Here is an 11,737-nt window from a genome sequence, read left to right on the forward strand (position 1 = left end):
CCCCCTTCGGGTATATCCTGGTGGCGGGGCGAGGCATCAGGTCTCGCGATGACTGTCGAGCGAGGTGGGACGGATGCCGCGACCGCGACACGCCCGCTCGTGGCAGCGATGGTCGCTCGGATCGCGAGTGGTCGCCACGGCAGCGATCATCGTCGGCCTCCTCGGCATGCACGTGCTCATGTCGCCGGCGACGCACGCCGCGCACACGACGGGCCCGGCCGACGGTTCTGCCATGGCAGCCGTCGCCGAGTCCGCGCATCCGCACCAGGAGGGATCGGCGGCCGCGGCGATGACGGACGTCGGCGCGCCCGACGCGCGCTGCACGGGCGTCTGCGCGGATCCGTGGAGCCGTGGTCCCTCCGATGGTCAGGACTACGGCGTGTGGACCGTCATCTGCGTGCTGGCGCTGCTGCTGACCGTGCTGCTGTTCGTTCCCTCTCGGGTGTCGTGGCAGTCGCCGTGGCGCCTCCTGCGTCATGCCGCGGCGCGATCTGTCCGCGATGCCGACAGTGCGCCGCGACATCCGCCGTCCCTCGCTCTGCTTTCGATCAGCCGGACCTGAGCCGCGTCTCCCGGCGCTCGGCCGGGACACGCACCCGCGCCTCTTGCGAGGTCGCGGGGTTCCGCTGATGACACTGATCGAAGGAGAAGAGATGAACACCCACACGCGCGCGCTCGCGGTGATCCTGCCGCTCACGATGGGACTGGTCGTGACCGGCTGCGCCGGAGCGCCCGACACGAGTGGCGGCATGCCGGGCATGCACCACGGTTCAGCGAGCTCGTCGGCGTCGCCGGTCGACGTGACGATGGCCGACCAGATGTTCGTGACGATGATGATCCCGCACCACGAGCAGGCGATGGAGATGGCCGAGATCGTGCTCGCCAAGGACGGGGTCGATCCTCGCGTGGTGGCGATCGCCGAGCGCATCCGCGCCGCACAGGGACCCGAGATCGAGCTCATGGAGAGCTGGCTCGACGACTGGGGCGTGGAGCATGCCTCCGGCGGCATGGATCACGGCGACGGCATGATGTCGGAGGCCGATATGACCGCTCTCCGCGACGCCGACGGCACGGCGGCAGGCAGGCTCTTCCTGGAGCAGATGGTCGTGCACCATCAGGGTGCCGTCGAGATGGCGGAGGCGGCCCTGGATTCGGCCGGGGATCCCGACGTGCGCGCCCTCGCCCAACAGATCATCGAGGACCAGAACGCGGAGATCGCCGAGATGCAGGAGCTCGCCGCCACACTGTGAAAACCACCCTGACGGGCGGGACGTGCGCGCCCGCCCGTCAGGGTGTCAGCCGTCGCTGCGGCGGTTCTGGCGCTCGACCCATCGGCGAAGCTCGGCGTCGGCTCCGGGCGGCGCCTGTGCGATCACGTTCATCCCCTGGCGGACCAGCGTCGTGCCGGTGCGCATCGGTCCCCACACTCGGGCCGTCGTCAGCTCCCCGGTGTCGACGTCGCGCACCTGCACCTGCGTGGTGTCGGTGGTCCGGCGTGCACCGGCTCTCCCCGCGACGTGCTGCACCACGAGCACGGGCAGGCCGTGGGCGGCAGCGGTCGCGATGACCGAGTCGAGATCGTGGGCGGCCCACTGACTGCGGATGCCGCGCACGGTCCACAGGGCCACCAGCACGACGAGGACCGTCGCTATTCCCGTCGGCACGAGCCAGCAGCTCACGATCGCCAGAGCCAGCGACCACATCGCGATGCCGCGCACCGCGAGCAGGATCGCCGCGATCGACGGCACGAGCGCGAGGAACAGCCAGGGCTCCGGCACCGAGACGGGGAACATCCACGGCTCGCCGCCGAAGAGCACGACAAGCCCTACCCAGACGACCGCCCCGGCGAACAGCGCCAGCGCGCCGAGCAGCGGCGCAGCGCGATAGATCGGTGCCGGCGCGGGGACGCCGCCTTCGACCGCCAGCAGCGGCGAGGGCTTCGCGCGACCCGCCATGTGCACCCCTCGATCTGATCCCGGAGACGAAGAAAGCCTCGGGGGTGGAGCCCCGAGGCCTTCGCTCCCCCACTTGGACTCGAACCAAGAACCTATCGGTTAACAGCCGATTGCTCTGCCAATTGAGCTATGGAGGAATGGTCCGCACTTTCGCGCGGGCAACCAGACCATACTAGCAAAGCTCAGCCGGTGCTCATGACCACGGCCGGCCCTCTCACGAGCTCACCAGGCGCCTGTCGGCCTCTCCGCTGGGAGTCCACAGGAGATCCTTGGTGCCGTGCCCGTACGCGACGGCGTGTCCCGCCCGCAGCACCAGCACGTCCGCGTCCAGCTCGTTCACGACGTCTCGCTCGTTGGTCACGATGAGCGCGGCCATGTCGAGCTCGCGGCGGCGACGCAGCACCGCCTCGCGAGCCGCCTTCCGCACCTCGACGTCCATGTTCGCGAACGGCTCATCGGCGATCAGCACGCGCGGCTGCAGAACCAGGGCTCGCGCCAGAGCAACCCGCTGGCGCATGCCGGCGCTGAGCTCGTAGGGGTATTTGGCGGCCGCTCCGAGCGGCAGCATCAGCTCGTCGAGGAGCGAGGCCACCCTGACGGCGAGGGCACGCGCACTCACCCGGCGGTCGCGGCTGGTGATCGGCTCGCCGATCACGTCGGCCACCGTGAGCCGCGCGGGCAGACGCGCGCCGGCCGACTGCCGGAGGTGGCCGGCGTAGTACGTGAGCTGGCGATGCGCGCGACCCGGACGCCGCACCGAGATGCCCTCGACGAGACCGTCTCCGCCGACGACGGCGAGTCCCGACTCGTCCGCTCCTGCCAGCACGGAGGCCAGCGAGGACTTGCCCGAGCCGGTCGGTCCCATCACCGCCAGGATGCCGCCGTGAGGCAAGCGGAAGGACACGCCGTCGACGACGCGCTGGGACGGCCCGCCGCGTCCCGCGCGGCGGGCGATCGAAAGGTCGGAACAGTCGATCGCGACATCCGCGTCTCGTCGGCGAGCCATCTCATCATCCTGCCGCGCGATCGCCGCCGGCGCCAGCCGAGGACCGCGCGTCATGACGCTTCGTCGACGAGCGCCTGGCGTCGCGCATCCAGTTCGCGCAGGCGCAGGCGGATGCTGCGTCCCTCTTCCGATGCCGCCGGTACGCGCTGGATCGCGCCGAGCAGCTCGGCCTTCTCGCGATCGAAGCGTCGAAGCACGAGGCGTCGCGCGAGATCGCCGGCCGATGTCACCGCCGCGTCGTCGTTGAGCGCCGGGAAGTCGCCGGCGAGCAGCTCTGCGGCGAGTGAGCGGTAGGGCTCGCGCACCGTGGCGACGGCATCCGCCGACCAGCCCGGGCGCTGCATGCCGGGGGCTTCGCGAACGGCGACCCGGACGGCGTCGAGAGCGGCGTTGCGGAACGGCAGCTCGAGAGCCCGTTCGACCAGCGTGGCATCCATGCGATGGCCGAACTGCAGCACCCCCATGAGGGCATCCCGCTCCAGACCGACCTCGGGACTGCGGGGCAAGGTCGCCAGCGTGACGCGGAGCGCGCCGTCGTCGACGGCGGGCCCTGCGTTCTGCGTGCCGGGGGCGGCGTCGCGACGGCTTCCGCCTCGGCCCGCTCGCTCGACCTCGCGGCGCACGTCCTCGGTGTCCATGCCGAGCCGGCGGGCGAGCACCCGCACATACTCGGGCTGCAGGAGCGGGTCACGCAGCTCGGCGACCACCGGGGCGGCCGTGCGCAGCGCCCCGACGCGCCCTTCGACGCTGGCGAGGTCGTAGCCGGAGATGCGCTGATCGAGGACGAACTCGACCATGGGCACCTTCGTCTCGAGAAGCGCGCGCACCGCGCCGTCGCCCCGCGCGAGGCGAAGGTCGCAGGGGTCGAGGCCCTCCGGGCCGGTGGCGACGTACGTCTGGGCGTTGAACCGCTTGGCGTCGGCGAAGGCGCGCAGCGCCGCCTTCTGGCCCGCGGCATCCGGATCGAATGTGAAGACGACTTCGCCCGCCGTGGAATCGTCGCCCATCACCCGGCGGAGCACGGTGATGTGGTCGGAGCCGAACGCGGTCCCGCAGGTCGCGATCGCCGTCGTGATGCCGGCCAGATGGCACGCCATGACGTCGGTGTACCCCTCGACCACGACGACGCGGTGCTCGCGCGACACGTCGCGCTTGGCGAGGTCGAGCCCGTAGAGCACCTGCGCCTTCTTGTAGATCGTCGTCTCGGGGGTGTTGAGGTACTTGGGGCCGTTGTCGTCGTCGTAGAGCCTGCGCGCGCCGAAGCCGATGACCTGACCGGTGACGTCGCGGATGGGCCACACCACCCGCCCGCGGAAGCGGTCGTAGACCCCGCGCTGGCCCTGCGACACGAGACCGGCCGACGAGAGCTCCTCGTCGGTGTAGCCCTGCGCGCGCAGCGCCGAGTGCATGCCCGACCAGCCTTTCGGGGCGTACCCCACGCCGAAATGCCCGGCGGCGCCCGCGTCGAACCCCCGCTGCCCGAGGAAGCGCCGCGCGATGTCGGCCTCCGGCGTCATCAGCTGCCCCCGGAAGAACTCCGCCGCCGCCGCGTTGGCGGCGTACAGCCGGGCACGCCCTGTGTGCTCGGGGGCGGCGCCGCCGTCCTCGTAGTGCAGCGTCAAGCCGATGCGGCCGGCGAGGCGCTCGACTGCTTCCGTGAACGTCACGTGGTCCATCGCGCGCAGGAACGAGTACACGTCGCCTGACTCACCGCAGCCGAAGCAGTGGTAGAAGCCCGCCTGCGGGCGCACGTTGAAGCTCGGGCTGCGCTCGTCGTGGAAGGGGCAGAGGCCCTTCAGCGATCCGACGCCCGCGGATTTCAGCGCCACCCTTTCACCGACGATGTCGGCGATGTTCGTGCGGGCCTTCACCTCGTCGACGTCGGCCTGACGGATGCGCCCCGCCATCAGCGCACCTCGGAGGAATCGCGGGCGGTACGTGCGGCCGCATCCATCGGGCGAGCGCCCGGTGCCCAGACGCCGACGGATGCCGGATCCACCGGTCCGACGAGCGATCCGTGCCACGCGATCGCCAGCTGGTCGGTGAGGCTGGCGACCTGGTCGACGACGACGCGCCGGCGTGCGGCATCCGTCTCCGCCGCCGCGAAGTCCTCCGCGTGCAGCGGGTCCAGCGCGTCAGCGCGCTCCCAGAGGGCCGTCGCCAGGCGCTTCAGGAGCCGACGCTGCTCCTTGTAGAGGTCCTTGCGGCCCTCGATCGACACGACCGCGGCACCGATGATGCCCTTGAGCACCGCCATCTCGGCCTCGACGATGCGGGGCACCACGAGGTGACCTCGGTAGCGGGTCAGCACCGAGGTCGCGTACGACTCGCGGGTCGCGGTGGTCGCGGCGCGGGCGAACCGGCCGATGAGGTCGGAGGTCAGGTTCTTCAGACGCGCGAGGGACGCACGCGTGCCGTCGAACGAGTCGATCCACTCGGGCATGCGCGTGAGGCGGAACAGCGCGTCCTCGAGCTCGTCGCGCGCGAAGTCGAAGCCCACCCAGGACTGGATCGCGGTGAGCAGCCACTGGTGCTCGCGCGCGTCCACGAGCCGCGCGGGGTCGAGGTAGCCGTTGACCACGGCGTCCTCGAAGTCGTGGACGGAGTACGCGATGTCGTCGGAGAGATCCATGACCTCGGCCTCGATGCACCGCACCCGCCCCGGCGCATCCGCCCTGAGCCAGCGGAAGACCTCTTCGTCTTCGGGGTACACGCCGAACTTCAGCCGCCCGCCCGGATCGGGCAGCGGATGGTCGGCCGTCCACGGATACTTGCAGGCGGCGTCGAGACTCGCACGCGTCAGGTTCAGGCCGAAGCTGCGGCCGTCGGCGTCGAAGACCTTCGGTTCGAGGCGCGTGAGGATGCGCAGCGTCTGCGCGTTGCCCTCGAACCCGCCGAAGTCCTCGGCCCACTCGTTGAGCGCCCGCTCGCCGTTGTGGCCGAACGGCGGGTGACCGAGGTCGTGGCTGAGGCAGGCGGTGTCGACGACGTCGGCGGCGAGGTCCAGCGCGGTCGCCAGCTCGCGCCCGACCTGTGCGACCTCGAGCGAGTGCGTCAGGCGATTGCGTGCGAAGTCCGCCGGGCTCGCGGGGCTGAGCACCTGGGTCTTCGCGGCGAGGCGACGCAGCGCCGCCGAGTGCAGCACGCGGGCGCGGTCGCGCGCGAAGTCGTCACGCTGCGATCGGTGGCGCTCGGCGTGGAAGCGGGCGGCGTCGGCATCGTCGTACCCCGCCGGGCGGTCGGACGCGCCGGCCACGTCACCCGCCACTGTGGTCGAGTTCCGCTTCGGCGAGGGACGTGGATGCCGCGGCCCCCAGCTCGCGCGAATTCAGCCAGCCATCGGGCAGCGCGGGACGCTTCGGGGTGCCCGCGCGACCCCGCTGGCCCTCCGCCGCGGCGCCCGGGTAGGGGGCGTCGAGGTCGAGGGTCGCGAGGAGGTCGTCGATCTCGGCGAGGGTGGATGCGGTGGCGAGGCTCGCGCGCAGGTCGCCGCCCACGGGGTACCCCTTGAAGTACCAGGCGACGTGCTTGCGGATGTCGCGGCAGCCGCGGCCCTCGTCCTCGAAGAACTCGACCAGCAGCTCCGCGTGGCGGCGGAAGGCGCGGGCGACGAACCCGAGGGTCGCGTCGACCGGCTCGGCCGGTGCGGAACCGGGGGCGCCGAGCGCGCGGGCCAGGTCGCCGAAGAGCCACGGGCGCCCGAGGCAGCCGCGACCGACGACGACGCCGTCGCAGCCCGTCTCGTCCATCATGCGCACCGCGTCGTCGGCGGACCAGATGTCGCCGTTCCCGAGCACCGGGACGCTCGTGACCGCTTCCTTGAGCTTCGTGATCGCCGACCAGTCGGCCTGCCCCGAATAGAACTCCGAGGCCGTGCGGGCGTGCAGGGCGACCGCAGCGACGCCGGCGTCCTCCGCGATGCGCCCGGCGTCGAGGTACGTCAGGTGGTCGATATCGATGCCCTTGCGCATCTTGACCGTGAGCGGGATGTCACCGGCAGCGCGCGCCGCACGCGTGACGATGTCGCGGAACAGTCCGAGCTTCCACGGCAGTGCCGCTCCCCCGCCCTTGCGGGTGACCTTGGGGACCGGGCAGCCGAAGTTGAGATCGATGTGATCGGCGCGATCCTCTTCGACGAGGAGGCGCACGGCCGCCTCGGTGGTCGCTGGATCCACGCCGTAGAGCTGGATCGAACGCGGCTTCTCGGACTCGTGGTGCGTGATGAGGCGCATCGTCGTCGCGTTGCGCTCGACGAGAGCGCGCGTCGTGATCATCTCGCTCACGTAGAGGCCGGCGCCGTACTCACGGCAGAGTCGCCGGAACGCGGTGTTGGTGATACCCGCCATCGGCGCCAGCACGACGGGCGCATCGAGTTCGATGGGCCCGATGCGCAGCGTGCGCGCGGGAGCGAGGGCAGTCGTCACGACCCCATTCTCTTACAGGATTCCGTCCCTTGGCTGAACGGACGGCTTCGCGTGTGCGGGGCCGAGTCTCCGGGAGCCGGGTTCGACGGACCATACCGTCGAGGACCGCTGACCAGAGACGGCGAACGGGCCCGTCGCGATGATTCGCGGCGGGCCCGTTCCGGTGCGCATGAGGTCAGGCGTCGACGCCCGCGGGCTCGCGGTGCTCGGACCAGACCTGGCGGACGATCTGCGCGAACGCCTCAGCGGGCTGCGCGCCCGACACGCCGTACTTGCCGTCGATCACGAAGAACGGCACACCGTTGATGCCGTACGCCGTTGCCTGCGCCTGGTCGGCGCGGACGGCATCCAGGTAGCGGCCGCTCTGCAGGGCCTCACGCGCGGCGTCGGCGTCGAGGCCGGCATCCGTGGCCAGGTCGACGAGTTCGTCCTCGCGCCCGAGGTGCCGGCCCTCGGTGAAGTACGCCGCCATGAGTCGCTCGGCGAGCTCGTGCTGCCGTCCCTGCTCCTTCGCGAAGTGGAGCAGTTCGTGGGCCTTGACGGTGTTGGTGTGCTTGAGGAGGTCGAAACGATACTCCAGCCCCGCATCGGCGGCGACGCCCGTGACGCGCTCGAGCATCTGCTGCACCTGCTCGCGGGGCATCCCCTTGTGCTTCGCGAGGAAGTCGAGTTCATCGCCCTCGAAGTCGACGGGCGTGTCGGGCGACAGCTCGAACGAGTGGAACGTCACCTCCACGGCGGGGGCGTCGTCATCCGCGGATGCCGCGGCCAGCCCGTTCTCGAGGTTGCGCTTGCCGATGTAGCACCAGGGGCAGGCGATGTCGCTCCACACGTCGATCTTGATGGCGTCCGTCATGCTGAAGACAACCGCATGGGCGCGATCGTCTATTCCTGCGGATAATCATGACGTGGGCGGGTCGGCGTCGGGAATGAACCGGAACCTGACGCGGACGTCGTCGTACGGCACCACGATCGTCGAGGCATCCGGAGACCACGCGTCTGGCACGAGATACAGCCTGCCCCCACCCTGCGCCAGGAGACGGAGGCCGAAGTAGCGGTAGCCGAACGTGGCCGCCGCACCCGCGTCGCCCTCGGTGGGAGACCCGTCGCCCAGCTGCTGGAACGAGATGTCATCGTTGCCCGGGTACAGCCGCTCTGTGGTGTCCAGGACCACGGCTGGAAGGGTGCTCAGATCGGAGGCGAGCGAGCGCGCCTGGCCGAGCCCCCACCACTGGGCGACGGTCGCCGTCGACCAGAAGGTGCCGGCGACCATCACGAGCACGAGGAGCACGACCACCGCGCGGCTCACGTTTGCGCCGCCGAGGGCGCGCACGGTCGATGCGGCGTAGGCCGTGAGCCCAGCGCCGAGGGCGAGGAACAGAGGGGTGAGCAGCTGGCCCCACACCCAGTCGCCGAGGATGGGCAGGAGGAAGGCCGATACGAGGCCGGCGAGCAGGAAGCCGATCCCCGTCCATGCGATGGCGGCGATGACACGCCGCTGGGTGGTCCGTGGTCGCTCGCCGAGCCGACGCCGCAGCACGCGATGGCCGACGATCGCCCCCGCGGCCAGCAGCATGAGCACCATGACAGGGATGAAGAGCGCCCCGGGGCTGCGCATGACGAACTCCTGCGTGCTCAGGCCGATGATGTCGACGTCGACACCGAAGTAGCGGAAGAACTCACGCGTGGACACGTAGCCGAAGTAGAAGAGCAGCGCCGTGACGAGCGTCAGCGGGGCGACGAACGACGACAGGAACCCCATCCACTTCTCGAAGCCGAGGCCGGGTTCGACCGTAGACGGCTCGTCGGGTGGCGGCGAGGGCTCCGCTTCGGGTGCGTCCCCCGCAGCCGTGCGGCTCTGAACGGTGCGAGAGCGCCTGGCCATCAGGCCTGTCCCTCGCCCTGGTCCTGCTGGTCCTGCTGGTCCTGCTGGTCCTGTTGGTCCTGCTGGTCCTGATCCTGCTGGTCCTGATCCTGCTGGTCCTGATCCTGCTGGTCCTGATCCTGCTGGTCCTGATCCTGCTGGTCCTGATCCTGCTGGTCCTGATCCTGCTGGTCCTGATCCTGCTGCTGCTCGTCCTCCCCCTCTCCCTCGGGGTCTACGACGACGATGGCCGGCCCGGGCTGGACGTCGCGGGCCACGACGATGTCGCAGATCTCCGATGTCGGACACTCGAGCGTGCCCTCGAACCGGATCGACGTGCCGTCCTGGAAGCTCGCATCGGGACGCAGCACGAGGCTGCAGGTGAGCTGGGAGTCGTCGGCGCCGACGGTCATCCCCAGACAGGAGCGATCGGCGCCGCGCGACCCGCACACCCCGCCTTCGACCTGGAGTCCGCCGCGATCGGTGACGGCGTGCTGGAACGTGAACCGCACGCCCTCGGGAACCGTTCCGCCCCAGAACACCGCGATGGTCTTGCACCATACGCCCGCTTCGACGACCTCGGCCACGCCTTGGTCGCCGTAGGCGGGACCACCGTACTGCGCGACGGGTCCGGTCCGGACCCGGTCCTGAGCAGGATCCTCTTCCCCGTCCGGATCGGGCGTCCCGTTCTCCCCGTCGTCCGTCTCAGTGGGCGAAGGTGAGGGGCTCGCCGACACCGTGCGCCCGGCATCCGTCTGCGTCGCGGGGCCGGCGCAGCCCACGATGGCGAGCAGGACCGCGATGCTCAGGGTCGCGATGCCGACCCCAGGTCGTGACAGCGCCACGATGCGCCTCCTGACCGGCCGCGTACGCGGCTCACGTCAATGATGAGGGCGCTGGGGCGCGCTGGATACCCCCGTCGATGCGCGCGGGCTCAGGAGGCGGACGCGTCCGGCGTATCGACCGCTCCGCCGAAGCGCCGATGGCGACCGAGGTACACATCGATGCCGTGCCACAGGTCCTCCCGCGAGAAGTCCGGCCACAGCGTGTCGAGGAAGACGAACTCGGCGTAGGCCGACTCCCACAGCAGGAAGTTCGAGGTGCGCTGCTCGCCGCTGGAGCGCAGGAACAGGTCGACGTCCGGCATGTCGGGACGATAGAGCCGGCGCTGGATGAGCTTCTCCGACACGGCGGACGGCTTGAGCCTGCCGGCCGCGACGTCGTCGGCGATGGAGCGCATCGCGTCGACGAGCTCGATCCGTCCGCCGTAGTTGACGCACATGGTCAGGGTCAGTACGTCGTTGCCCGCAGTGAGCCGCTCCGCGAACTGCAGCTCCTTGATCACGCTCGACCACAGTCGCGGCTTGCGTCCTGCCCACTGGATCCGCACGCCCCACTCGTTGAGCTGGTCGCGCCGACGATGCAGCACGTCGCGGTTGTACCCCATGAGGAAGCGCACCTCTTCGGGCGAGCGCGACCAGTTCTCAGTGGAGAACGCGTACACCGACAGGTGCTTGACGCCGGCCTGGATCGCGCCGGCGACGACATCGAGGAGCGCGGCCTCGCCGGCCTTGTGCCCCTCGATGCGGGTGAGACCCCGGCGGTTCGCCCAGCGGCCGTTGCCGTCCATCACGATCGCCACGTGATTCGGCACCGCCCCCCGCGGATACGCGGGCGGGTGGACACCGGTCCAGTCCAGCGGGCGATACGGCACCGCATCGCGGTGCGTGTAGGGCTTCGGGGTCACCGGCTGCCTTCCTGCGGGGCTGAGACGTGCGAGAGCGAACGGATGCCGCGCTCCAGGTGCCACTGGGCGTAGGCCGCAATGAGCCCCGACGCGGCCGCCGTCGAGCCGGCGGATGCGGCATCCACGATGTCCCACTCACCCGCCATGAGCGACTGGAGAAGCGAAACGGTCGCGGCGTCCACGCGAGCCGCACCCGTCGGGGCGCAGTCGCGGCAGATGATGCCGCCCTGCTGTGCGACGAACGTGTCGTGCGGGCCGCTGCGTCCGCACCGGGCGCACTCGCCGAGTCCGGGCGCCCACCCCGAGAGCGCCATCGCGCGGAGGAGGTACGAGTCGAGAACGCTGCGCGAGGCGTGCTCGCCGCGCGAGAGCGCGCGCAGCCCGCCGACGAGGAGCAGATACTGCTGCGGCGTCGCCTCGGCCTCGTTCAGCCGGTCGGCGGCCTCCACCATCGCGTGAGCCGAGGTGTAGCGGTCGTAGTGCGCGACGATCTCGGCGCCGTAGGAGCCCAGCGACTCGGCCTGCTGCACGATGTCGAGCGACCGGCCCTGGTACAGCTGCACATCGGCGACCATGAACGGCTCGAGCCGCGCGCCGAACCGCGACGAGGTGCGACGCACCCCCTTGGCGACCGCGCGCAGCTTGCCGTGGCGACGGCTGAGCATCGTCACGATCCTGTCGGCTTCCCCCAGCTTGTGGGTGCGCAGGACCACGACTTCATCGCGGTAGGTGGGCACCCGT

At 70.7% G+C, this 11,737-nt stretch carries 12 protein-coding genes and 1 tRNA gene; 2 read left to right on the plus strand and 11 right to left on the minus strand.

Annotated elements, in window-relative coordinates; translation table 11 throughout:
- Window positions 1–73: 73 nt before the first annotated feature.
- Together ACI3KX_RS12520 and ACI3KX_RS12525 are read left to right on the plus strand one after the other, a co-directional pair.
- Window positions 74–562, plus strand: coding sequence for a DUF6153 family protein (locus ACI3KX_RS12520; protein ID WP_404909930.1), 489 nt, complete (start codon window positions 74–76; stop codon window positions 560–562).
- Window positions 563–653: 91 nt separating this feature from the next.
- A complete protein-coding gene (locus ACI3KX_RS12525; RefSeq protein ID WP_363357333.1) occupies window positions 654–1,250 on the plus strand; it encodes a DUF305 domain-containing protein in 597 nt (198 codons plus the stop codon).
- Between the two features lie 45 nt (window positions 1,251–1,295).
- On the opposite strand, the gene ACI3KX_RS12530 is transcribed toward ACI3KX_RS12525, so the two are convergent.
- The 11 genes from ACI3KX_RS12530 to recO form a co-directional block, all read right to left on the minus strand.
- Window positions 1,296–1,955, minus strand: coding sequence for a hypothetical protein (locus ACI3KX_RS12530; protein WP_363357332.1), 660 nt, complete (start codon window positions 1,953–1,955; stop codon window positions 1,296–1,298).
- Between the two features lie 64 nt (window positions 1,956–2,019).
- Window positions 2,020–2,092: transfer RNA gene (locus tag ACI3KX_RS12535), tRNA-Asn, on the minus strand.
- Between the two features lie 77 nt (window positions 2,093–2,169).
- A complete protein-coding gene (locus tag ACI3KX_RS12540) occupies window positions 2,170–2,961 on the minus strand; it encodes an ATP-binding cassette domain-containing protein (RefSeq protein WP_363357331.1) in 792 nt (263 codons plus the stop codon).
- 50 nt (window positions 2,962–3,011) lie between these two features.
- Window positions 3,012–4,868, minus strand: a complete 1,857-nt coding sequence (gene dnaG / locus ACI3KX_RS12545; protein WP_404909931.1) for a DNA primase — start codon at window positions 4,866–4,868, stop codon at window positions 3,012–3,014.
- Complete coding sequence (locus ACI3KX_RS12550; RefSeq protein ID WP_363357329.1) at window positions 4,868–6,229, minus strand: deoxyguanosinetriphosphate triphosphohydrolase; 1,362 nt, start codon at window positions 6,227–6,229, stop codon at window positions 4,868–4,870. Before ACI3KX_RS12550 ends, dnaG begins: the two co-directional genes overlap by 1 nt.
- Complete coding sequence (gene dusB, locus ACI3KX_RS12555) at window positions 6,219–7,385, minus strand: tRNA dihydrouridine synthase DusB (protein WP_404909932.1); 1,167 nt, start codon at window positions 7,383–7,385, stop codon at window positions 6,219–6,221. Before dusB ends, ACI3KX_RS12550 begins: the two co-directional genes overlap by 11 nt.
- Window positions 7,386–7,560: 175 nt before the next feature.
- Window positions 7,561–8,241: a DsbA family oxidoreductase gene (locus tag ACI3KX_RS12560; protein WP_349427456.1), complete on the minus strand. Its 681-nt coding sequence runs from the start codon at window positions 8,239–8,241 to the stop codon at window positions 7,561–7,563.
- A 45-nt stretch (window positions 8,242–8,286) separates the two neighbouring features.
- The gene (locus ACI3KX_RS12565) at window positions 8,287–9,270 is read right to left on the minus strand and encodes a hypothetical protein (RefSeq protein WP_404909933.1); all 984 of its coding nucleotides are present in this window, start codon (window positions 9,268–9,270) and stop codon (window positions 8,287–8,289) included.
- Window positions 9,270–10,094: a hypothetical protein gene (locus tag ACI3KX_RS12570; protein WP_404909934.1), complete on the minus strand. Its 825-nt coding sequence runs from the start codon at window positions 10,092–10,094 to the stop codon at window positions 9,270–9,272. Before ACI3KX_RS12570 ends, ACI3KX_RS12565 begins: the two co-directional genes overlap by 1 nt.
- 89 nt (window positions 10,095–10,183) lie before the next feature.
- Window positions 10,184–10,996 carry an isoprenyl transferase gene (locus ACI3KX_RS12575; RefSeq protein ID WP_363357325.1) on the minus strand — a complete coding sequence of 271 codons (813 nt, stop codon included), beginning with the start codon at window positions 10,994–10,996 and terminating at the stop codon, window positions 10,184–10,186.
- Window positions 10,993–11,733 (minus strand): DNA repair protein RecO, encoded by a 741-nt coding sequence (recO, locus tag ACI3KX_RS12580; protein ID WP_349427452.1) that lies wholly within the window; start codon window positions 11,731–11,733, stop codon window positions 10,993–10,995. The genes ACI3KX_RS12575 and recO overlap by 4 nt, the downstream gene beginning before the upstream one ends.
- Between the last annotated feature and the right edge of the window lie 4 nt (window positions 11,734–11,737).

It is taken from the genome of Microbacterium sp. ZW CA_36 (assembly GCF_044987475.1).
Taxonomy (GTDB): Bacteria; Actinomycetota; Actinomycetes; order Actinomycetales; family Microbacteriaceae; genus Microbacterium.